This is a genomic window from Rahnella sp. BCC 1045 (assembly GCF_019049615.1).
In the GTDB taxonomy this organism is placed as follows: Bacteria; Pseudomonadota; Gammaproteobacteria; order Enterobacterales; family Enterobacteriaceae; genus Rahnella; species Rahnella contaminans.
This window is the reverse complement of record NZ_JAFMOZ010000081.1, coordinates 1-21,336: the sequence shown is the minus strand read 5'-3', so window position 1 is coordinate 21,336 and position 21,336 is coordinate 1. Positions and strand designations below refer to the sequence as shown.

Genomic DNA, 21,336 nt, shown 5'->3' with positions numbered 1-21,336 from the left:
GCTTTAAAAGCAGGTTTTTCAAATGTGGTCGGCGAGAGAGGATGACTGGCATCTTCGATGCCGCCCTGCGGGCCGTTGCTGAAGCAACGTTGTCTCGCTTCGCTCGGCTCAAACCTCCTTCGGAGGTTCTCATCCTCATAAACTCCGGACGAAAAAAAACCTGCTTTAAAAGCAGGTTTTTCAAATGTGGTCGGCGAGAGAGGATTCGAACCTCCGACCCACTGGTCCCAAACCAGTTGCGCTACCAAGCTGCGCTACTCGCCGAATGGGGCGCATCTTACTGCGACCCCCTCAGAGCGTCAACGGCTTTTTAAGACATCCGAACTGACTGACCAGATTTTATCCGATACGCCGCCAAAATGACCTACAACTGCTGTTCTGACTGAGGTTTTGCACACCAGTTGTTCGCCGGATTGATGCCGCCGTCTGGCGACGTATAACCCAGACAGCCCAGAATCGAATCGAACAGTTCAACGTGACGTTTCTTCGCGCCCACTCGCTGCTGTGCCTGTAACTGCTCAAACGCCCGTTTATGATCAGGCTGTTCGAGGAAGCTGTCGGACGCCCACACCATCATCGGTACACGGAACTGCTCCGGTGGCGCCATTTCGCGCGGCGTGCCGTGCAGGTGTGAGTTTTCATCGATAGATTCACCGTGGTCAGCAGCATAAAACACCAGTGCTTTTTTATCGCGCAGCTGATCAATCACGCTGTCGATAAAGGTGTCGGTATACAACACGCTGTTATCAAAGGCGTTAATCAGCTCGGCTTTGCTACAGGTATTGCCCATACATTCCGGGGTAAAACGGGCATAGCTGCGCGGATAACGCTGGGAGTACATGTAATGCGAGCCTTTGGTATGCAGAATCACCAGATGTTTGCCTTTCGGATAGTTCTTCAGCGATTCCTGTAATTCATTCACCAGCAGCATGTCATCGACCGGTTTACCGTCGTTGCGCTTCTCTGATGCAATAATTTCGCGGAAAGAGAAGTTATTGGTATCCGCATTATTGTAGAACCACAGCTCGCTTTGCATCGCGAACAGTTCAGACGTAAAGCCAAGTGACTTCATCACGGCAAAAATATTCTGCTCTTTCAGGGTACGCTGCGGATTATCCGCCGTTCCGCCCTCACGCACGAACATACAGCGCAGCGACAGTTTGGTCGCCGTATCGCATGACGTGCCGCGGAATGCCACCAGGTTTTTCTCTTTCGACAGACGCGGCGTAGTGTCGCGCTCATAACCCAGAATCCCTAAGTGATCCCAGCGGGTGGTTTCACCGATGATAAACACGACATAGGTATCGTCGATATCGGCAGGCGGCACATAGGTAAATTTCTTCGCCGGATCAAAGTAATTGCTCGCGTCCTGACTCTCATCAACCTGCGTATAGGCGTATAAACCCAGCGCGGCCAGCCAGTTAGAAGGCAGATACGAGTGCGCGACCACGCCGCCGTAGCTTGGCAAATCGATATTGGTTTTTTTCTCATTCACGCTCTGCGCATGATCGAGCGTACGCAGCGGGATCCAGACCAGCGCCGCCGCCATCAGTAGCACAAGCAAGGGCAACACACGTTGCCCCGGTGTTTTCATCTGCTCGATCAATGTCAGACTCAGGTTGTTTTTCCAGATGATGAACAGCGGCACCGCACTGACCAGCGCCATCCAGATAAACAGATGCAGCCCGATGATTTCCTTACTGAGATCGATATCCGTCGTCATGACCGAAACCACAATGCCGTACCCGATCACGACGTTGAACATCACCATGTAATAACTGGCTGCGACAGAAATCAGAACCAGCAACGAGGCGATAATGCGGAAAAACAGTTTTCCCCCCAGCGAAATTAAACGCAGAACGAAAAAGGTGAACAAAACGATGGCACACACTTCGGTGACCGCCTGAACCAGTTCAGAGGAGGTGAAATGATTGACCAGAGCGGCAAAGCGACGCTGGAAAACGGAGACATTCAGGAAAATGCCAATGTAAATCGCTAACAATAAAGAGATATTTTGTTGCGATAGAGTCTTCACTCTATTCATGAATTGTTACTTATCCAGTATGTTTTTTAAAATTCCGAATCATTGTGACATGTTTAAAAGAGACTGGTTCACGGAATATGCTGAGATTGAGGTTTTATGCGGCTTTCAGGATATTTCTGCCGTTATATGGCGTCTTACCCCTTTGCGAAAAAGCAGGGAATTTTACGTAAAAAAAGGGAGGCCTTAGCCTCCCTGCGGGTATTACTTTATTATTTTATGGATATCTGAAAAGCGGCCCCTGGTGAAGGCGCTATTTCTAAAACGTTATTTTACGTTCAGTGTGACGTCGATGTTGCCACGGGTTGCATTGGAGTACGGGCAAACCTGATGAGCTTTCGCCACCAGCGCTTCGGCTTCACTGCGCTCAAAGCCCGGCAGGGTGATATCCAGCTGTACTTCAATACCGTAACCGCCTGGAATGGCGCCGATGCCTACCGCGCCTTCAATTTTGGCATCCGCAGGGATCTTAATTTTTTCCTGAGCGGCAACGGCTTTCAGTGCGCCGAGGAAACAGGCGGAATAGCCCGCTGCGAACAACTGCTCAGGGTTGGTGCCGCCGCCCATACCGCCCATTTCTTTTGGAACACCCAGTTTGACGTCAAGAACGCCGTCGTCAGAAGTCGCACGACCATCACGACCGCCGGTGGCTGAGGCATGAGCACGATACACAACTTTTTCAATAGACATATTTCGTTCCTTAATCATTGAGAGTCAAAAAATATTAAACGATTTAATAGCACACTACTTATTAGATTCTATCAAACGAGTCTGTGTTGTTCCTTCAGACTCGTCTGTTTAACATGCTTCCTGCAAAGCAGACCCTTACGCTTTATCCTGAAGCTTAGCCCGTAAGACTTCGAGCTGCTGCTTCAGCGCCACAATTTCACCGACCTCACAGTCTGTCGCACACAATATGGCTTCGGGAATGCCCTGTGCTTTTTCTCGCAGCGCCCTGCCTTCGGCGGTCAGGGAGATAATCACCTGACGCTCATCCGCTTTCGCCCGCTGACGCATCAGCAAACCGGCAGTCTCCAGACGCTTTAACAGCGGCGTTAACGTGGCCGAATCGAGAAACAGTTTTTCGCCGATTTCAGACACCGTGACTTCATCACGCTGCCAGAGCACCAACATCACCAGATATTGCGGGTAAGTGAGATCGAGCTGCCCGAGCAATTTACGGTAAACCTTATGCAATGCCAGATTCGCGGAGTACAGCGCGAAGCACATCTGTTGATCCAGATGCAGCATGCCGTTTTGGGTTGAGTCGGTGTCTGTTGTCATGTTCATGCCGCCAATATATATAGTGCACGATATTATCGCAAGCGCTTTTTATCCTTTTCTAAACCCGCCGGTTCAGAAGCCTTCAATTCGCTGCAACATATACGGATAAAACGGGTTAGAGGAAACACGCATCAGCTGATCCATACTCACGACCAGCGCGCCGCTCTCTCCCCGTGCGGCCAGTGTTCCCAGCCGGACTCCAAACTGTACCGGGCCTTGCGGATTACGTCCGTAAAGTGAATCGTCTGTCGGGAAAGGCAGCGCCACATGCGATAACGAATAGAATTCCGACGGATAATTCAGCCCGAGCGGCATGACCGCCGCACTGTTCTGCCCCGCCTGCGTGATTTTCGCCACCGTCGCCGCATCATCCGGTGAAGCATTGGTGATCACTGTCGTCTGATACGCGCGCGGCGGCGCAGGCAACAGCCGCTCTGCCGCGGTTTCTGAAGACGGACGCAGCAACGGGCCGACGTACGCACTGCGGTTTATATCAAACAATACCAGTTGGCTGCCGTTTGCAGGGAGCTGATTAAACAGCGCCGCTACCACCGCACGGGCGCTGACGGTTGAATCGACCACCGACTGAAAAGCCAGCACCGGCGGCAACTGCGCCAGCTTGCCAGACTCCGCGTCTTTGCTGATTTGCTGTTGCAGAACATGGGTCAGCAGATAGGACTGACGGGCCGCCTTCACCGGAAATGAATTATATTTAAACGGATTAAATTCCGGCATCAGATTCAGCCAGGCGGTTTTGGCAAAGGCCGGGAAAATCGCCGGCCATCCCGCATAACCGGCAAAGCGCGCAAAACTCGTTACGCCGATCATCGGAGAAATCAGGATCACGCGCGAAGGCCGCGCCAGCGCCGGATCATCGAGAGAATCCAGCGTGTATTTCATGGCGAGCGCGCCGCCGTTGGAGAAACCCACCAGTTGCAGCGGCACATCCGGTCCGGCTACACGCCGTGCCTCACGGATTGCCAGCCTTGTCGCGGCGAGCCACTGTTCCCAGTCCACGCGGGTCAGACCGCCCGGCACCGTTCCATGGCCGGGCAAACGGATACCGACCGCCACAAATCCGCGACGACGATAATCCTGCGCAATATGCCGCAGGCTGTAAGGCGAATCGGTCAGACCGTGCAACAGCACCACCGCCCCCACCGGTTTTCCATCGGGCATCAGCTCATAAGACCGGTTCCAGTCCTGCGCAAAATGTTCGGGATAAATCGGGCTGCGGTCGTAATAGCGGTTCAGCGGAATACGGTCTTCCCTGTCGAGTTTATCCGTCACTTCCTGCTTCACTTCTGCAAACGCCTGCTGCTCGGCGCGCAGATAGGCCGCCCAGTCGCTTTTATCGAGCTGCGTGGCACTCAGTTCGTCCGGCACCAGCTTGTGCCACGGCTCAAGCGGCGGCCCCTGTAAGGCGTCATAAGTCCGCACACCCAAAAGGGTAATGATCACCAGAATCAGCGCCAGTAACAGTTTTTTCAGACGTTCAAAAAGACGACGAAGTTGTATCAAGTCGGAAGTTCCTCTGGCCAATGCTGAGCGGTATGCACAAGCCTGACGATTTGAATTTCTGTATCTGTAATGCGATATACCATTCTGAAATGAGCACGGATTATACATTCCCTCGTGCTGGCAACACGCCCTGCGGCATACATGGCGGGACGCTGAAAAATGCGCTCAGCGGCGGCATCAAAGTCATCATCACGCTCAATGGCAGCTTGAGAATTTTCACGCGCGACATAACTGAATATAGACCCGCGATCTTCCTGCGCATGGGGTTTCCATACCAGCATTTTGGTCATCCGTTACTTTCCCTGTTTCTTAAGTAACGCGGCTTTCCGGGCAGCAAACTGCGCCTTCACCTCTTCGTGAGGAATAGCCGGACGTGGATCATCTAATGATTCCTGAACCCGCTCGCGAAACCAGAGATCATACGTGGCTTCATCCATCGCCGCCGCTTCATGCGCGCGTTTAAGTGCGGCTGACCGGTCAGGTCGCGTTCCTTTACCGCTACCTTCAGGATCATAGTCGGTAATATCCACTTCGAACTGCTTTATTCCCATGTCTTTCAAATAAGCCGCCACGGCGTCAAAGCGTTTGAAAACCCGAACCTTGCCACTGCGCTGGGCGATAAGTGTGCGCTGATGCTCGCCGTATCTGATCATGATTACCCATCCTCCCTGTTGCGCGACCACCTTTAACCGGCTGACAGCGCCAGCTTCTGCCAGACAAATTAATATGGAATGGTCGATCGTTTCCTTAGACATAACCCTGCAGCCTCTCTGCAAACAATAATAAATCATCTGTTCATACAACTATATACCGACACCACTCACGAGCTACGTTTATCTTTTCGATGCGAGGCATCGCGCAAATTTTCGCCCCATTTTTGTTCAGTTGCATTCCGTCCATGGTGCAACAAATAGACGACTCGGTCATGCAGCAATAATTAAACCTAATAAATTCAAAGGTTAATAATCTGGCACAGGCTTTGCTTAGATGAATTCAATCTTGTATACCAGATGGGATTCCAAAATGCTTTCAGCTTCAGACACCGTCGCATCACCGTATCGTGGTTTTACCCTTCGGGAATGGCAGCAGCATTATCGCAGTGCGCCGGACAGCCTGCGCACCACGCTTTCTCTGGTTCTGGGAAGCCTGAGTAAGGCCGACAATGCCTGGATTTATCTCGCCACAGCAGAGCAGCTTGAAGCGCAAATCATTCGTCTGGAAACCCTCCTCGCTCAGGCCGAAGGCTCGCTGAGCACCCTGCCATTGTTTGGCGTGCCGTTCGCCGTCAAAGACAATATGGATATCGCCGGCTGGCCGACGACGGCGGCCTGTCCGGCATTTGCCTATACCGCAGAAGCGGATGCCACGGTGATTGCCAATCTCAAAGCCAGAGGCGCGGTGGTGGTCGGCAAAACCAATCTCGATCAGTTCGCCACCGGACTGGTCGGCACGCGCTCCCCTTACGGCGCAGTGCGCAATACGTTCAATCGGGATTACGTCAGCGGCGGTTCCAGTTCCGGTTCAGCCTCCGTTCTGGCACGTGGTCTGGTGGCGTTTTCACTGGGCACCGACACCGCCGGTTCCGGGCGCGTTCCGGCAGGCTTTAATAATGTCGTCGGACTGAAACCGACCAAAGGCTGGCTGTCGAATACCGGCGTGGTTCCGGCCTGCCGTCTGAACGATGCCGTCTCGATTTTCGCTCTCACCGTGGGCGATGCTCAAACCGTCGCCCACGCCGCAGGCGGATATGATGCCGCCGATGCTTATTCACGGAAAAATCCCCATACCGCGCCGGTGGCGTTTTCCGCCCGGCCGCGCATCGCTATCCCCGATCGCGTGGAATTTTTTGGTGATGAACTGGCACAGGCGGGGTTCAGCGAAGCACTCGATCGCCTGCGCCATAATGGCGTGACGCTGGAAATGATTGATTTCACGCCGTTTCGTGAACTGGCGGAGCAACTGTATTACGGCGCATGGGTGGCGGAACGCACCGTCGCTGTCGGTAAGATTTTCGAAGATAGCCCGGAAGTGATGGACCCGGTAGTACGGGAAATTGTCGCCAGCGGCCTGAACTACAGCGCGTGCGATGCATGGCGGGCGGAATATTTGCGCGCTGAGCTCTCACGCAAAATCAATCAGGTGCTGGAAGGGTTTGATGCGCTGGTTGTGCCGACCTCCCCGACCATCCGCACGCAGGCAGAAATGGGGCAGGAGCCGGTGCTCTATAACTCGCAGTTCGGTATTTACACTAACTTCACTAATCTGGCGGATTTATCCGCGCTGGCGCTGCCCTCCGGTCTGCGGGCAGACGGTCTGCCCGCCGGTATCACGCTGATCGCTCCCGCCTGGCACGACGATGCGCTGGCCAGTTTTGGCCGTCAGTGGCAGCGCAGCCTGAGCCTTCCCCTTGGCGCAACAGGCCTTGCGATGAAGCCCGAAGAATTCATGACTCCCGCGCCGGTCAGTGCCGCCAGCGTGCGCGTCGCCGTGCTCGGCGCACATCTGACCGGAATGCCGCTCAATTTCCAGCTCACCAGCCGGAACGCCGTTCGGGTCGAACAAACGACCACCGCCGCCACCTACAAACTTTACGCCCTCGCCAACACTACGCCGCCGAAGCCAGGACTGGTACGGGCTGAAAACGGCAGCGCGATTATCGTCGAACTGTGGGATATCCCGCTGGCACGTTTTGGAGAATTCGTCGCTGAAATTCCGGCACCGCTCGGTATCGGATCGCTCGAACTGGCCGATGGACGCATCGTAAAAGGTTTTATCTGCGAGCCGTGGGCGATTGGCGAAGCCACCGATATTACGGCGTCTGGCGGCTGGAGAAGTTACATCCAGAGCCTGAATTCATCACCGGTTAAAAGCTGAGGGCGCGCATATGTTTAACACCGTTTTAATTGCTAACCGTGGCGAAATCGCCTGCCGCGCCATCCGCACGCTGAAACGTCTGGGCGTCACCAGCGTGGCCGTTTATTCCGACGCCGACCGGAATGCGCCACACGTCACGCAGGCGGATATCGCCATTGCGCTGGGCGGTGAAAAGGCCAGCGAAAGCTACCTGATGATCGACAAAATTCTCGCCGCCGCGAAGGAAACCGGCGCACAGGCGATTTATCCGGGATACGGATTTTTATCCGAAAGCGCCGAATTCGCCGACGCCTGCGAAGCCGCGGGCATTGTGTTTATCGGGCCCACTGCCGGACAAATCCGCGAGTTTGGTCTCAAGCACCGCGCCCGTGAATTAGCCGGCGCCGCGAATGTGCCCATGACGCCGGGCACCGGTTTGCTCGCCAGCCTTGAAGATGCGGTAAATGCTGCCGCAAAAATTGGCTATCCGGTCATGCTGAAAAGCACCGCAGGCGGCGGGGGCATTGGCCTCACGCGCTGCGACAATGAAGACGCATTACGCGCCGCGTGGGACAGCGTGAAGCGTCTCGGCGAGCAATTTTTCCGCGACGCCGGAGTGTTTCTGGAACGCTTTGTCGATCGCGCCCGTCACGTTGAAGTACAGATTTTTGGCGACGGCAAAGGCCGCGTGGTGGCGCTCGGCGAACGCGACTGTTCGTTGCAGCGCCGCAATCAGAAAGTCGTGGAAGAAACGCCTGCGCCGAATCTGCCGCAGGCCAGCCGCGAAGCCCTGCACCGCGCCGCCGTGCAGCTGGGTAAATCGGTGAATTACCGCAGCGCCGGAACCGTTGAATTTATCTATGACGCCGCACGCGACGAATTTTATTTCCTCGAAGTGAATACCCGTTTGCAGGTTGAGCATCCGGTCACCGAAATGGTCACCGGTTTAGATCTCATCAGTTGCATGCTAAAAGTCGCCGCAGATGAGCCGCCCGACTGGCCTGCGATGGAAAAATCCCCGCAGGGCGCGTCGATGGAAGTGCGAATTTATGCCGAAGATCCGCTGAAGAATTTCCAGCCAAGCCCGGGCGTGCTGACCGAAGTGTTTTTCCCCGAAGATGTGCGCGTTGACGGCTGGGTTTCTACCGGCAGCGAAGTCTCCGCATTTTACGACCCGATGATCGCCAAACTGATTGTTCACGGCACCGACCGTCAGGACGCGCTGGCGAAAATGTCTGCCGCGCTTGCTGCTACACGTCTGCATGGTATCGCCACCAACATTGATTATCTGCGCCAGGTGGTGGCCACGCCGGTGTTCCGCGACGCCCAAATGTGGACGCGGATGCTCGACAGTTTTGCTTACGCGCCAAACGCCGTCGAAGTCATTGCGCCCGGCACGTACAGCAGCGTGCAGGATTATCCGGGACGCCTCGGTTACTGGGATATCGGCGTCCCCCCTTCCGGCCCGATGGACGATTTTGCCTTCCGTCTCGCCAACCGCATTGTCGGTAATCATCCTGATGCTGCCGGTCTGGAATTCACATTACAGGGGCCGGTGCTGCGTTTTCATTGTGACGCAATTATCGCCCTGACCGGCGCACGTTGTCCGGCAAATATTGATGGCGAGCCGGCTTCTTACTGGCAGCCGGTGAACGTAAAAGCCGGTCAGACGCTGACGCTGGGCCGCGCCACGCAGGGGTGCCGCACCTATCTGGCGGTACGTAACGGATTTGATGTGCCGGTGTATCTCGGCAGCCGCTCGACCTTTGCGCTCGGGCAGTTTGGCGGCCATGCCGGTCGCACGCTGCGCGTCGCCGATATGCTGACCGTTTCTCAGCCGGAACTCGCGGCCTGCACCACGCCCGCACCGGTCGGTTTACCGCAGGCCGCTGCCGAAAATATCGTGTCGCCTTACGGCGATATCTGGAATATCGGCGTGCTTTACGGGCCGCACGGCGCACCGGATTTCTTCACCAAAGCCTCCATCGACACCTTCTTCGAATCCGAATGGCAGGTGCATTACAACTCCAACCGCCTCGGCGTGCGGCTGCTCGGCCCGAAACCGCAATGGGCGCGGCAGGACGGTGGTGAAGCCGGTCTGCATCCGTCGAACGTGCATGACTGTGAATACGCCATTGGTGCAATCAACTTCACCGGCGATTTCCCGGTCATTCTGACCCGCGACGGGCCAAGTCTCGGCGGTTTTGTTTGTCCGGTGACCATCGCTAAGGCCGAATTGTGGAAAGTCGGACAGGTGAAACCGGGCGATAAAATCCGGTTCCATCCGATCAGTTTTGAACAGGCGCAGGCGCTGGAACTGGCGCAGCAGGGCACGATTGATTCGCTGATGCCCGTCAACGCGATGGCGCTGCCGGTGCCGTCGCTGCTGCCCGATACCACTGCTTCTGCCACGATACTTGCGGCGCTTCCTGCGACAGACGACCGGCCTTCGGTGGAATACCGTCAGGCGGGCGACGGCTACGTGCTGATTGAGTACGGAGATAACGTGCTGGACCTGGCGGTGCGTATGCGCATCTACCTGCTGATGAACGCCATCAAAGCCGCCGGACAGCAGGGCATTGAAGAACTCTCGCCGGGCGTGCGCTCGCTCCAAATCCGCTATGACAGTGGCGTGCTGCATCAGAGGGCGCTGCTGCAACATTTACTGACGCTGGAACACAATCTGCCTGATGTCAGCCAGCTCAAAATCCCGACCCGTATCGTACATATGCCGATGGCCTTTGAAGATTCCGCCACACTCGGCGCAGTTGAACGTTATCAGCAAACCGTGCGTGCCGGCGCACCCTGGCTGCCGAATAACGTCGATTTTATCCAGCGCACCAACGGGCTGGCGAGCCGCGACGAAGTGAAAAACATCATTTTCGACGCCAGCTATCTGATCCTCGGGCTGGGCGATGTGTATCTCGGTGCGCCCTGCGCAGTGCCGGTCGATCCGCGTCATCGTCTGCTCAGTTCCAAATACAACCCGGCGCGTACTTTTACCGCCGAAGGCACGGTCGGTATCGGCGGCATGTACATGTGCATTTATGGCATGGATTCGCCGGGCGGTTATCAGCTGGTGGGCCGCACGTTACCTATCTGGAACAAGTTCCTGAAAAATGAACAGTTTAAAAACGGCGAACCGTGGCTGCTGCACTTTTTCGATCAGGTGCGTTTCTACGAGGTCAGTGAAGCCGAACTGGACATTCAGCGCGACGCGTTCCGCGAAGGCCGTGCACAAGTTCGTATCGAAGAGACCGAATTCGACTTTGCGCAATATACGCAATTTCTCGCCGACAACGCCGCCGATATTGCTGATTTTCGCGAGAAACAGGCCGGAGCCTTTACCCGCGAAGTGGCGCACTGGCACGAAGCGGAAAGCGCCGCAGTGGAAGCCGCCGCCAACGCCGTGCAGTTAGTGGAGGACGATGCGGATCAGGACGGGCATCTCGTCAGCGCCGACCTGAACGGAAACGTCTGGAAAATCCTGGTCGAGCCGGGTCAGCAGGTCGAAGAGGGCCAGCCACTGATCGTCGTCGAAGCCATGAAAATGGAACTGTCGGTTAACGCGCCGTGCGCCGGCACCGTTCTGAAAATCAGTTGCCAGCAGGGTCGTCCGGTCGGTCCGGGTGATGCCTTGCTGTGGCTGGACGCAGCTGTTTAACGCTACCGACAAACAGGGAATATTTCATGCAACTGACGGGCTCTAAATCTTCACGCAATAAAAGCCGTCCGGAAGGGCTGGCAGAACGTATTTATCAGCAACTGAAAGACGACATTTTCAGCTTCCGCCTGCTGCCGGGTGACCGGTTCAGCGAAAACGACATCGCTGACCGGATGGAAGTCAGCCGCACGCCGGTGCGTCAGGCGCTGTTCTGGCTGGAACACGAAGGTTATGTCGAAGTGTTTTTCCGCAGCGGCTGGCAGGTTCGTCCGTTCGATTTCGACTTTTTCGAGCAGCTTTACGATCTGCGCATCGTACTGGAACTGGAAGCGGTGAAACGCCTGTGCGCGCTGCCGCCGTCATTGCAGCCGTTACAACTGGCCGAACTGAAAGCGTTCTGGATTGACCAGCCGCAGCTCGAAGACGGCCAGCGGGTTTCGCGTTATGACGAAGAGTTTCATATGACGCTGGTGGCGGCGGCGGGTAACGCCGAAATGGCGCGTATCCACCGCGAACTGACGGAGAAAATCCGCATCATCCGGCGTCTGGATTTCACCAAAGGTGAGCGCGTCAACGCTACCTATAAAGAACACGCGGGCATTTTGCTCGCCATCATCCAACAACAGACTGAGGAGGCACAGCGCCAGTTACACGACCATATTGCCGTCAGTAAAGCCGAGGTGCGCAAAATTACCCTGCATATGCTGCACCGGGCGCGGGCGGAGAGTGACGAGGGCAACCCGTCATGACTTTTTTAAATGTTTTTTCGACTTCCTACATAACAGCGTTCTCTTAACTTTTTCCAGAGGGTACATCTATGCAACGTCGACGTTTTATTAAAGCCTTTGCTCTTTCCGCCACCGTAGTCAGCATGGGTTTAGCCTGGAGCGCACAGGCTGCCGACACCATCAAAGTCGGTATCATGCATTCGCTTTCCGGCACCATGGCTATCTCCGAAACGCCGCTGAAAGACGTGGCGCTGATGACCATTGACGATATCAACGCGCACGGCGGCGTGCTGGGCAAAAAGCTGGAGCCGGTGGTGGTCGATCCGGCGTCTAACTGGCCGCTGTTCGCTGAAAAAGCCCGCCAGTTGCTGACGCAGGATAAGGTCGCGGTGGTGTTCGGCTGCTGGACGTCGGTGTCGCGCAAATCCGTGCTGCCGGTCTTTGAAGAGCTGAACGGCCTGCTGTTCTATCCGGTGCAGTACGAAGGTGAAGAGATGTCGCCAAATGTGTTCTACACCGGCGCCGCGCCTAACCAGCAGGCCATTCCGGCGGTGGAATATCTGATGAGTGAAGACGGCGGCGCCGCCAAACGCTTCTTCCTGCTCGGTACAGACTACGTGTATCCGCGCACCACCAACAAAATCCTGCGCGCCTTCCTGCATTCCAAAGGCGTGAAAGACAGCGATATCGAAGAAGTCTATACGCCGTTCGGTTACAGCGATTACCAGACCATCGTGTCCAACATTAAAAAATTCTCCGCAGGCGGCAAAACCGCCGTGATCTCAACCATCAACGGAGACTCCAACGTGCCGTTCTATAAAGAACTGGCCAATCAGGGCGTGAAAGCCACCGACGTACCGGTGGTGGCATTCTCCGTCGGCGAAGAAGAACTGCGCGGCATCGACACCAAACCGCTGGTCGGTGACCTCGCGGCGTGGAACTACTTCCAGTCCGTCGATAATCCAACCAACAAGAAATTCGTTGCTGAATGGAAGGCGTACGCCAAAGCGCACAACCTGCCAAACGCCGGTACTGCGGTGACCAACGACCCGATGGAAGCCACCTATGTCGGCATCCATATGTGGGCGCAGGCGGTGGAAAAAGCCGGGACGACGGACGTGGATAAAGTCCGTGCCGCGATGGCCGGACAGACCTTCGCCGCACCGTCTGGTTTCACGCTGACCATGGATAAAACCAACCATCACCTGCACAAACCGGTGATGATCGGCGAAATCGAATCCAACGGTCAGTTCAACGTGGTCTGGCAGACCGACAAACCGATCCGCGCCCAGCCGTGGAGCCCGTACATCGCGGGTAACGATAAAAAGCCAGATACCCCGGTGAAAACGGCTCACTGATCAAGCTCCTTCGAATGAAGGAGTGGAAGGATAAACCGGTCAGCTCCCTCCCCTGCGAAGGGGAGGGTTGGGGTGGGGTATTAATGGCGACAGTGTTGTTTGCAAAACCCCCTCCCCGCCTCCCCCTTCGCAGGGGGAGGAGCAAACCAGCATCCACTTTATGCGGCGAGAACATTATGAGAATCCTCATCCGATCACTGCTTTTCCTGCTTTGTTGCCTTCCTTTGCTGGCCGAGGCGGGTGCGGCGAATGACTTTGCTGCCGCCAGCCGCAGTCAGCAGGCCACGTTATTACAGCAATGGGCGGCGGATCCGCAGCCGGAAAGGCTGCCGCTGCTCGAAGCGCTGAAGCAGGAAAACGTCGTCACCGACGAAGCGAAACATGCATTCATCCAGAACGGCGACCGGCTGACACCGCTGGAGGGCGACGTCAAACCACAGGGCGATACAAAAAAAGTCTGGCTGAACAACCGCCTGCGCATTCTGATTGCCAATGCCCTTTCCGCACATCGTCTGGTGAGCACTGACAGCACCGTCCGTTTACAGGCGGCCAGAGCCTTACAGCGCGAAGCGCAGGCCGATCAGTTGCCGCTGCTGACGCGTCGTCTTGAGCTGGAAAAAGACCGCACGGTTCACGATGCCCTTTCCATCGCGCTGGCGAATTTACAGCTGGCCGATGCCAGCCCGCAGGTGCGCCTGAAAGCCGTTGAACTGCTCGGCACCTCGGGCGATCCGGATACACAAGGCCGCCTGCAAAGTCTGACTGACCCGAAAACGGAGCCTGATGCCACCGTGCGCAATGCCGCACTGACCAGTCTGAAAGCCGTGCAGCATCGCCTGATGATCGGCGATTTACTCGGTCAGGCTTTTACCGGTTTATCACTTGGCTCAATTCTGCTGCTGGCCGCGCTGGGACTGGCGATCACTTACGGTTTGCTGGGCGTGATCAATATGGCGCATGGCGAAATGTTAATGCTCGGTTCTTACTCCACGTACATGGTGCAGTCGCTGTTTCAGCACTACGCGCCGGGGCTGCTGGCGCTGTATCCGCTGGTGGCGCTGCCGGTGGCGTTTTTTATCACTGCCGGAATTGGCATGGCGCTGGAGCGCACCGTTATCCGTCATTTATACGGTCGTCCGCTGGAAACCCTGCTGGCGACGTGGGGCATCAGCCTGATCCTTATCCAGGGCGTGCGCGTGCTGTTTGGCGCGCAGAACGTGGAAGTGGCGAACCCCGGCTGGTTGTCCGGGGGCATTCAGCTGCTGCCCAACCTGGTGCTGCCATACAACCGCATCGCGGTGATCATCTTCGTCATGCTGGTTCTCGGTCTGACCTGGCTGCTGCTCAACAAAACGCGGCTCGGCATGAACGTGCGCGCCGTCACGCAAAACCGTGCGATGGCGGCCTGCTGCGGCGTGCCGACGGGACGCGTCGATATGCTGGCGTTCGGCCTCGGTTCCGGGATCGCCGGTCTGGGTGGCGTCGCGCTGTCGCAGCTGAGCAACGTCGGCCCGGAACTTGGTCAGGGCTACATCATCGATTCCTTTTTAGTCGTGGTGCTCGGCGGCGTCGGACAACTGGCAGGCACCGTGGTGGCGGCCTTTGGTCTGGGCATTGTGAACAAAATTCTTGAGCCGGAAATCGGCGCGGTACTGGGCAAAATCCTGATCCTCGCGCTGATAATCCTGTTTATCCAGAAACGTCCGCAGGGACTCTTCGCCTTTAAAGGCAGGGTGATTGACTGATGAGCCAGCCGCTGACGATTACCGGCGTACAAAAAGCGCCGAAGATTGCAATTTCTGTGGGCACGCTGGTGCTCATCCTCCTGATTGTGATGCCGTTTCTGGCGCTGCTGCCCGCCACCAGTCCGCTGGCGATTTCCACTTACACGCTGACGCTGGCCGGTAAGATCCTCTGTTATGCGATCGTCGCGATCGCACTCGATCTGGTGTGGGGCTATGCCGGTTTGCTGTCACTCGGTCACGGGCTTTTTTTCGCGCTCGGCGGATATGCGATGGGCATGTATCTGATGCGACAGGCCGCAGGCAGCGGGCTGCCGGACTTTATGTCGTTTCTGTCGTGGACCGAACTGCCGTGGTTCTGGGCGGGCACGCAGCATTTTGCCTGGGCGCTGTGCCTGATTGTACTGGTGCCAGGCGCGCTGGCATTTGTGTTCGGCTATTTCGCCTTCCGCTCAAAAATCAAAGGCGTGTATTTTTCCATCATGACGCAGGCGCTGACCTATGCCGGTATGTTGTTGTTTTTCCGCAATGAAACCGGCTTCGGCGGCAACAACGGTTTCACCGGTTTCACCACCCTGCTCGGCTTTCCGGTCACGGCTACTGGCACGCGCGTGGGATTATTTCTGGCGACGGTTTTGGTGCTGGTCGCCAGCCTCGCGCTGGGTTTTGCGCTGGCGAGAAGCAAATATGGCCGCGTGCTGACGGCAGTACGCGACGCCGAAAACCGGCTGATTTTCTGCGGCTACGATCCGAAAGGTTTCAAGCTGTTCGTCTGGACGATTTCCGCCATGCTGTGCGGCCTGGCGGGCGCGCTGTACGTACCGCAGGTCGGGATCATTAATCCGGGCGAAATGTCGCCAACCAACTCCATCGAAGCCGCCATCTGGGTGGCACTCGGCGGACGCGGTACGCTGATCGGTCCGGTTATCGGTGCAGGCATCGTCAACGGCGCGAAAAGCTGGTTCACCGTCGCCATTCCCGAATACTGGCAGTTTGTTCTCGGCGGCATGTTTATTCTGGTGACGCTGTTCCTGCCACAAGGCGTGATTGGCCTGCTGCGCAAAAGGAAATCCTGATGAGCCCGATGACCATGACTGAAGACCTTTTTACCCAACCGCATCTGGCGGACAGGCACCGCGAGCAGACCGATCCGATTTTGCAGCTGGAAAACATCAACGTCAGTTTTGACGGTTTTAAAGCGCTGACCAATTTGTCGCTGAACATCGGCGTCGGCGAGTTACGTTGCGTGATAGGCCCTAACGGCGCGGGGAAAACCACGCTGATGGACGTGATCACCGGCAAAACCAAACCGCAAAGCGGACGCGTTTTTTACGATCAGCGCACCGATCTGACAAAGCTGGATCCCGTGCGCATCGCACAGTCCGGCATCGGGCGGAAATTCCAGAAACCGACGGTGTTTGAAGCGCTGACGGTATTCGAAAATCTGGAAATCGCGCAGAAAACCAATAAGTCAGTATGGGCGTGCCTGCACGCAAAAATGAACAGCGAACAGCGCGACCGCATTGATGAAATGCTTGGGACGCTGCGCCTCACGGCGGAGCGTCATCATCCTGCCGGCCTGCTCTCTCACGGTCAGAAACAGTTTCTGGAAATCGGTATGTTGCTGGTACAGGAGCCGCATTTGTTGCTGCTCGACGAACCGGCGGCGGGCATGACCGATGCCGAAACCGAATACACCGCCGAACTGTTTAAACAGCTGGCGGGCAAACATTCTCTGATGGTGGTTGAGCACGACATGGGTTTTGTGGAAACCATTGCGGATCACGTGACGGTGCTGCATCAGGGACAGGTTCTGGCCGAAGGTTCACTGCGTGACGTACAGGCCAACGAGCAGGTTATCGACGTGTATTTAGGGCGCTGAGGAATCGCATTATGTTGCAGGTAAATGAACTGAATCAGTTTTACGGCGGCAGCCACATTCTGCGCGGCCTGTCTTTTGAGGCAAAAATCGGCGAAGTGACGTGCCTGCTCGGGCGAAACGGCGTCGGCAAAACGACGTTGCTCAAATGCCTGATGGGGCTGATCCCGGCGAAATCCGGCACCATCAGCTGGCAGGATCAGGTGATCAATGCCCGCAAGCCGCACCAGCGCGTGCAGGCGGGCATTGCCTACGTCCCGCAGGGACGCGAAATTTTTCCGCGCCTGACCGTCGAAGAAAATCTGCTGATGGGCCTGTCGCGTTTTTCCGGCAGCCGGGCAAAGCAGGTGCCGGATGAAATCTATCACCTGTTCCCGATCCTGCTGGAAATGAAACATCGTCGCGGCGGGGATTTGTCGGGCGGTCAGCAACAGCAGCTGGCGATTGGCCGTGCGCTGGCCTGCAAACCGACTCTCCTGATCCTCGATGAACCCACCGAAGGCATTCAGCCGTCAGTGATTAAGGAAATCGGTGCCGTCATTAAACAACTCGCCGCCCGCGGCGACATGGCCATTCTGCTGGTAGAACAATTCTACGATTTTGCCGCCGAACTCGCCGACAGCTATCTGGTGATGTCGCGCGGCAGCATTGTTAAACGGGGACGCGGAGAAGAAATGGAGGCGGAAGGCGTGCGGGGGCTGGTGGCGATTTAGCCGATACACACTTTTTCAAGACAAGCTGATACTTTTCAGCCACATTGACAGCTATTTTCGAATCCGCTGAAAAGAATACTAAGTATGAAAATCAAAAGTCAGGAAGCCCTGGTGCGTCAGCGCAAGCGCTGGGTAATGCTGGCGGTACTGCTCGCGCTGATGACAGCAGGCTATCAGTGGTGGAAGCAGGGAAAACTCGTCTCCGAGCAGTGGAGCCCGAACAAGCAGTATGTGGTGCGTGAGTACCGGACTTTCGAATTTATCCCGCGCATGACCATGCCGGGCGATGGCGGACATTATTCCGGTTATATGCGCGTGTACAACCGCGACGGCAAGCAGTTTTACGAGGAGTATTCTGACCTGCTCGACTTTATCGAAGGGCCCTTCTGGGCGAAGGAAGGCGTTTACTGGATGGGCAATGAAAATCAGGACATCGTGCGTCTGCCGACTTCACCGGTAGAGTGATTAACAGACACAAAAAAGCCGCGACTTACGCGGCTTTTAACACTTCAACGTCAGGTCGAAACCTTAACTTCTGATTTTACGGTAGATAAACAGCACGACGATCGCACCGATAACGGCGACAACGAAGCTGCCAAAATTGAATCCGTCCACGCGGCCAAAACCGAAGAATGTACTGATATAGCCACCCACCACAGCACCGACAACACCCAGTACTACAGTCAGAATGAAACCACCGCCATCTTTGCCCGGCATGATCCACTTAGCCAGAATACCTGCAATAAGACCAAAGATGATCCAGGATAAAATTCCCATTTTCGACTCCTCCGAATAGATTTCCGTTACCGTGAATATTGTTCAGCCAAGTCGGCCAAACAAAAGCAGAACCGTTGAGACTCTGCAAACCGGGTGGCAGGTTTATTTTCATGCCCCACGCACAACCCTCTCTCAAACTACCCTGAAAGCGTAGCACTGAATCGACAAACCCGCCAAAAATCAGCAGGAAGGAGAAAATAGCAGCAAATGATGACGTTTTTAAAGGCAACGTCAGCATCAACAGGGCTTTCGTCAGGTACCCGCACAGGGACGTAAAATTGCGTAAAAAGTACGCCAAATATTTTGAATGACTTACTCAAATCAATCCGTTTTTCATCTCCATTCATCAGGCCTATTATACCTCAATCGAAAGGCAACCACCTTTCACTCATACAAACCTGAATGGAATACTTATCATGAAAAACGTCAAAATTTTTGCTGTAGCTGCTACCCTCTCCCTGATTTCTTTCGGTAGCTTCGCGGCTCAGCAGGTCACTCAGCCTTCCGGTGACATGCAGAAAATCGGTGTTATCTCCGCGGCTAACTCCACCACTCTGAGTGGCCTGGAAGCAAAACTGTCACAGCAGGCGAAAGACGCCGGTGCTTCTTCTTACCGTATCATTTCCGTGACCGGTAACAACAAACTGCACGCTGACGCTGAAATCTACAAATAATCGCCGCGCAGAACCGTAGCCCGATAAAACCCTCTTAAAAAGCCTGTGGAAGCGCATCTTCCACAGGCTTTTTGTTTATCTGCGCCGCCCTCTCAGAATTTCTTTTACATCCTGATTGCATCTTACCTATTTTGTTAACTATTCTGGTTTTTTCGCTCATCAGGAAAAGCCATGACCGTCACCGAATCCCTTATTTCTTACGCGTTTGCCGCCGGCATTTTGACCCTCACGCCTGGCCTGGATACCGCATTAGTACTGCGTACCGCCGCCAGTCAGGGCAGTCAAAAAGCGCTGTCTACCGCCATCGGGATCAGCAGCGGTTGTCTGCTGTGGGGGGCGATGGTCGCACTCGGCCTGGGTGCCGTGCTCGCCGCGTCTGAAATCGCGTTCAATGTACTCAAATGGATCGGTGCCGCATATCTCGGCTGGCTGGGCCTGCAAATGTTGTTCAAACCCCGCAGCGAAATGAACATGGCGGCGCCTGAAGGCGGCGGAAAAATGCGACGTATCGGTAATTCACCGTTCCTGAGAGGGCTGTTTGGCAATGTGCTGAACCCGAAAGTCGGCGTGTTTTATGTCTCTTTCCTGCCGCAGTTTGTCGCTACCGGCTATCCCGTCGGGCCCTATATTTTCGGGCTCGCCGCCATGCACGCCGTGATTGGCACACTCTGGTCAGTCACAATGATTTCTGCCACGCGCCCGCTGTCGCGCTGGTTACGCCGTCCGGGGGTAGTCAGAACGCTGGATCGTCTCACCGGTACCGTTTTTATTGCTTTTGCAGTCCGACTCGCTACGGCCAAACGCTAACGAAAAAGGAAGAATGTCATGAAGACCCGACTCAGCCATGCCCCGACCGCAGACGATCTCGATGAAATCAAAGCCGGTCTGCGCAGTTTCAACAGAAACTTCATTCCGCAGCCGAAATTTCGCGAGTTAGGGATTTTTGTTGAAGATGAAAATGGTCACAAACAGGCAGGAATTGTGGCTGAAACCATCGGTAATTGGATGTATATCCAGATGCTGTGGGTCGATGAGTCGTTACGCGGAAAAGATGTCGGGACACAGCTGATTACAGAAGCGGAAGAAGAAGCCAAAACGCGGGGCTGCCGGTATTCGCTGGTGGATACGTTTAGTTTTCAGGCGCGGCCTTTCTATGAGCGCATGGGTTATGCGACGCAGATGACACTGGAAGATTATATCCGCGATACCCGTACACCTGATGATGCACCGTCAACCCATACCCGCTATTTCCTGACGAAAACACTAGGCTGAAAGAGCAACGCGCGGCTAAACAGGCCGCGCACCTTTTTAGTTACTTAGCAGACAGCGCTAACCACTCCAGAACAGCGGGTCGTTGCCACTGCGCCTGTGCGTAAGCCGCCAGTTTTTCCGGCATCGCATCACCATTGAGAAGCAGACGGTTCAGCATCAGCGCCAGATCCACATCCGCAATACTCCATTCACCAAACAAATGCTCTTTATCCCCCAGTAAACGTTCGGCGGCGGCATACAACTTTTCTGCGGCCTGCTGGCCCTCAGCAGAAAGCGGCGGACATTTAGCCCCCGCAAAGACCACTTCCGTTGAGCGTTCCTGACGGATGGGCATCAGATCGCTGCGCAGCCACGCCTGCACTTCACGCGCTTTGGCACGATTTTCCGGATCCGCGGGATAGATAGCCGGAAACGTCGGCGCCGGGAACAACTCTTCAACGTATTCATCAATCGCGGAAGATTCGGATAATACAAACGTGCCATTGGTCAGCGTCGGAACACGACGGGTCATGGACAGTGCTGAATAGGTTTCTTTCAGGTTCTCCGCATCCGCCAGACTGACCGTTTCCAGTTCAAACGGGATGCCCTTTTCTGTCAGCGCCACAAAAGCTGACATCACGTAAGGACTGAAATAATTCGCATCAGAATACAAAATCAGCGAAGGCTGGCTCATGGAAATCTCCTGAAAAAATACAGCAAAGGAGAAGAACATAGCGCAGAAAGGGGGACGTGTCGTTTAAAAAACCGATATTTCAGTTCTCCTGCCCGGTGTAAAACCCCCTCCCAGCCTCCCCCTTCGCGGGGGGAGGAGCTAACTGAGCTCATTGGGG

Annotated in this window: 20 protein-coding genes, 1 tRNA gene and 1 other RNA gene; 12 read left to right on the top strand and 10 right to left on the bottom strand. The window is 55.5% G+C overall.

What is annotated here, in order from left to right; translation table 11 throughout:
- Positions 1-25 precede the first annotated feature (25 nt).
- The 8 genes from J1782_RS01940 to J1782_RS01905 form a co-directional block, all read right to left on the bottom strand.
- Positions 26-153: non-coding RNA, RtT sRNA (locus J1782_RS01940), on the bottom strand.
- Positions 154-187: 34 nt separating this feature from the next.
- Positions 188-264: transfer RNA gene (locus J1782_RS01935), tRNA-Pro, on the bottom strand.
- Between the two features lie 100 nt (positions 265-364).
- Positions 365-2,044 (bottom strand): kdo(2)-lipid A phosphoethanolamine 7''-transferase, encoded by a 1,680-nt coding sequence (eptB, locus tag J1782_RS01930; protein WP_217152266.1) that lies wholly within the window; start codon positions 2,042-2,044, stop codon positions 365-367.
- Between the two features lie 264 nt (positions 2,045-2,308).
- Positions 2,309-2,731, bottom strand: coding sequence for an organic hydroperoxide resistance protein (locus J1782_RS01925; RefSeq protein ID WP_013573432.1), 423 nt, complete (start codon positions 2,729-2,731; stop codon positions 2,309-2,311).
- Between the two features lie 135 nt (positions 2,732-2,866).
- On the bottom strand, positions 2,867-3,331 hold the full coding sequence (locus tag J1782_RS01920; protein WP_371819720.1) for a MarR family winged helix-turn-helix transcriptional regulator: 465 nt from the start codon (positions 3,329-3,331) through the stop codon (positions 2,867-2,869).
- Between the two features lie 66 nt (positions 3,332-3,397).
- Entirely contained in the window at positions 3,398-4,843 is a 1,446-nt protein-coding gene (locus J1782_RS01915) for a carboxylesterase (RefSeq protein ID WP_217152268.1), read from the bottom strand.
- The gene (locus J1782_RS01910; protein WP_217152265.1) at positions 4,843-5,136 is read right to left on the bottom strand and encodes a type II toxin-antitoxin system RelE/ParE family toxin; all 294 of its coding nucleotides are present in this window, start codon (positions 5,134-5,136) and stop codon (positions 4,843-4,845) included. Before J1782_RS01910 ends, J1782_RS01915 begins: the two co-directional genes overlap by 1 nt.
- A gap of 3 nt (positions 5,137-5,139) precedes the next feature.
- Positions 5,140-5,601 (bottom strand): hypothetical protein, encoded by a 462-nt coding sequence (locus tag J1782_RS01905; RefSeq protein ID WP_217152264.1) that lies wholly within the window; start codon positions 5,599-5,601, stop codon positions 5,140-5,142.
- A gap of 268 nt (positions 5,602-5,869) precedes the next feature.
- On the opposite strand from J1782_RS01905, the gene atzF reads away from it, so the two are divergent.
- From atzF to J1782_RS01860, 9 genes are all read left to right on the top strand, one after another.
- The gene (atzF, locus tag J1782_RS01900) at positions 5,870-7,720 is read left to right on the top strand and encodes an allophanate hydrolase (protein WP_217152263.1); all 1,851 of its coding nucleotides are present in this window, start codon (positions 5,870-5,872) and stop codon (positions 7,718-7,720) included.
- A gap of 10 nt (positions 7,721-7,730) precedes the next feature.
- The gene (gene uca / locus J1782_RS01895; RefSeq protein ID WP_217152262.1) at positions 7,731-11,363 is read left to right on the top strand and encodes an urea carboxylase; all 3,633 of its coding nucleotides are present in this window, start codon (positions 7,731-7,733) and stop codon (positions 11,361-11,363) included.
- A 26-nt stretch (positions 11,364-11,389) separates the two neighbouring features.
- Complete coding sequence (locus J1782_RS01890) at positions 11,390-12,112, top strand: GntR family transcriptional regulator (RefSeq protein WP_217152261.1); 723 nt, start codon at positions 11,390-11,392, stop codon at positions 12,110-12,112.
- Positions 12,113-12,180: 68 nt separating this feature from the next.
- A complete protein-coding gene (gene urtA / locus J1782_RS01885; protein ID WP_208951596.1) occupies positions 12,181-13,449 on the top strand; it encodes an urea ABC transporter substrate-binding protein in 1,269 nt (422 codons plus the stop codon).
- Between the two features lie 176 nt (positions 13,450-13,625).
- Entirely contained in the window at positions 13,626-15,194 is a 1,569-nt protein-coding gene (urtB, locus tag J1782_RS01880; RefSeq protein ID WP_152323676.1) for an urea ABC transporter permease subunit UrtB, read from the top strand.
- On the top strand, positions 15,194-16,267 hold the full coding sequence (urtC, locus tag J1782_RS01875; RefSeq protein WP_208951597.1) for an urea ABC transporter permease subunit UrtC: 1,074 nt from the start codon (positions 15,194-15,196) through the stop codon (positions 16,265-16,267). Before urtB ends, urtC begins: the two co-directional genes overlap by 1 nt.
- A gap of 8 nt (positions 16,268-16,275) precedes the next feature.
- On the top strand, positions 16,276-17,073 hold the full coding sequence (gene urtD, locus J1782_RS01870; RefSeq protein ID WP_217152267.1) for an urea ABC transporter ATP-binding protein UrtD: 798 nt from the start codon (positions 16,276-16,278) through the stop codon (positions 17,071-17,073).
- Between the two features lie 11 nt (positions 17,074-17,084).
- Positions 17,085-17,783, top strand: a complete 699-nt coding sequence (gene urtE, locus J1782_RS01865) for an urea ABC transporter ATP-binding subunit UrtE (protein ID WP_165060759.1) — start codon at positions 17,085-17,087, stop codon at positions 17,781-17,783.
- Between the two features lie 84 nt (positions 17,784-17,867).
- A complete protein-coding gene (locus tag J1782_RS01860) occupies positions 17,868-18,248 on the top strand; it encodes a hypothetical protein (RefSeq protein ID WP_208951598.1) in 381 nt (126 codons plus the stop codon).
- Between the two features lie 63 nt (positions 18,249-18,311).
- Here the strand turns inward: J1782_RS01860 and J1782_RS01855 are convergent, their stop codons facing one another.
- Complete coding sequence (locus J1782_RS01855) at positions 18,312-18,560, bottom strand: GlsB/YeaQ/YmgE family stress response membrane protein (protein WP_056775793.1); 249 nt, start codon at positions 18,558-18,560, stop codon at positions 18,312-18,314.
- A gap of 416 nt (positions 18,561-18,976) precedes the next feature.
- On the opposite strand from J1782_RS01855, the gene J1782_RS01850 reads away from it, so the two are divergent.
- From J1782_RS01850 to J1782_RS01840, 3 genes are all read left to right on the top strand, one after another.
- On the top strand, positions 18,977-19,234 hold the full coding sequence (locus J1782_RS01850; RefSeq protein ID WP_208951449.1) for a YdgH/BhsA/McbA-like domain containing protein: 258 nt from the start codon (positions 18,977-18,979) through the stop codon (positions 19,232-19,234).
- Between the two features lie 171 nt (positions 19,235-19,405).
- Positions 19,406-20,041 (top strand): LysE family translocator, encoded by a 636-nt coding sequence (locus J1782_RS01845; protein ID WP_217152260.1) that lies wholly within the window; start codon positions 19,406-19,408, stop codon positions 20,039-20,041.
- An 18-nt stretch (positions 20,042-20,059) separates the two neighbouring features.
- The gene (locus tag J1782_RS01840) at positions 20,060-20,506 is read left to right on the top strand and encodes a GNAT family N-acetyltransferase (RefSeq protein WP_208951448.1); all 447 of its coding nucleotides are present in this window, start codon (positions 20,060-20,062) and stop codon (positions 20,504-20,506) included.
- 40 nt (positions 20,507-20,546) lie between these two features.
- On the opposite strand, the gene yfcF is transcribed toward J1782_RS01840, so the two are convergent.
- The gene (gene yfcF / locus J1782_RS01835; protein WP_152323683.1) at positions 20,547-21,179 is read right to left on the bottom strand and encodes a glutathione transferase; all 633 of its coding nucleotides are present in this window, start codon (positions 21,177-21,179) and stop codon (positions 20,547-20,549) included.
- Between the last annotated feature and the right edge of the window lie 157 nt (positions 21,180-21,336).

Bases quoted from the DNA above. Each gene is read 5' to 3' on its own strand.
- urtC (WP_208951597.1), top strand. From the start codon at position 15,194: ATGAGCCAGCCGCTGACGATTACCGGCGTACAAAAAGCGCCGAAGATT.
- atzF (WP_217152263.1), top strand. From the start codon at position 5,870: ATGCTTTCAGCTTCAGACACCGTCGCATCACCGTATCGTGGTTTTACC.
- J1782_RS01850 (WP_208951449.1), top strand. From the start codon at position 18,977: ATGAAAAACGTCAAAATTTTTGCTGTAGCTGCTACCCTCTCCCTGATT.
- J1782_RS01910 (WP_217152265.1), bottom strand. From the start codon at position 5,136: ATGACCAAAATGCTGGTATGGAAACCCCATGCGCAGGAAGATCGCGGG.
- yfcF (WP_152323683.1), bottom strand. From the start codon at position 21,179: ATGAGCCAGCCTTCGCTGATTTTGTATTCTGATGCGAATTATTTCAGT.
- J1782_RS01840 (WP_208951448.1), top strand. From the start codon at position 20,060: ATGAAGACCCGACTCAGCCATGCCCCGACCGCAGACGATCTCGATGAA.
- urtE (WP_165060759.1), top strand. From the start codon at position 17,085: ATGTTGCAGGTAAATGAACTGAATCAGTTTTACGGCGGCAGCCACATT.
- uca (WP_217152262.1), top strand. From the start codon at position 7,731: ATGTTTAACACCGTTTTAATTGCTAACCGTGGCGAAATCGCCTGCCGC.
- urtA (WP_208951596.1), top strand. From the start codon at position 12,181: ATGCAACGTCGACGTTTTATTAAAGCCTTTGCTCTTTCCGCCACCGTA.
- J1782_RS01890 (WP_217152261.1), top strand. From the start codon at position 11,390: ATGCAACTGACGGGCTCTAAATCTTCACGCAATAAAAGCCGTCCGGAA.
- urtD (WP_217152267.1), top strand. From the start codon at position 16,276: ATGACCATGACTGAAGACCTTTTTACCCAACCGCATCTGGCGGACAGG.
- urtB (WP_152323676.1), top strand. From the start codon at position 13,626: ATGAGAATCCTCATCCGATCACTGCTTTTCCTGCTTTGTTGCCTTCCT.
- J1782_RS01920 (WP_371819720.1), bottom strand. From the start codon at position 3,331: ATGAACATGACAACAGACACCGACTCAACCCAAAACGGCATGCTGCAT.
- J1782_RS01860 (WP_208951598.1), top strand. From the start codon at position 17,868: ATGAAAATCAAAAGTCAGGAAGCCCTGGTGCGTCAGCGCAAGCGCTGG.
- J1782_RS01855 (WP_056775793.1), bottom strand. From the start codon at position 18,560: ATGGGAATTTTATCCTGGATCATCTTTGGTCTTATTGCAGGTATTCTG.
- J1782_RS01925 (WP_013573432.1), bottom strand. From the start codon at position 2,731: ATGTCTATTGAAAAAGTTGTGTATCGTGCTCATGCCTCAGCCACCGGC.
- J1782_RS01845 (WP_217152260.1), top strand. From the start codon at position 19,406: ATGACCGTCACCGAATCCCTTATTTCTTACGCGTTTGCCGCCGGCATT.
- J1782_RS01905 (WP_217152264.1), bottom strand. From the start codon at position 5,601: ATGTCTAAGGAAACGATCGACCATTCCATATTAATTTGTCTGGCAGAA.
- eptB (WP_217152266.1), bottom strand. From the start codon at position 2,044: ATGAATAGAGTGAAGACTCTATCGCAACAAAATATCTCTTTATTGTTA.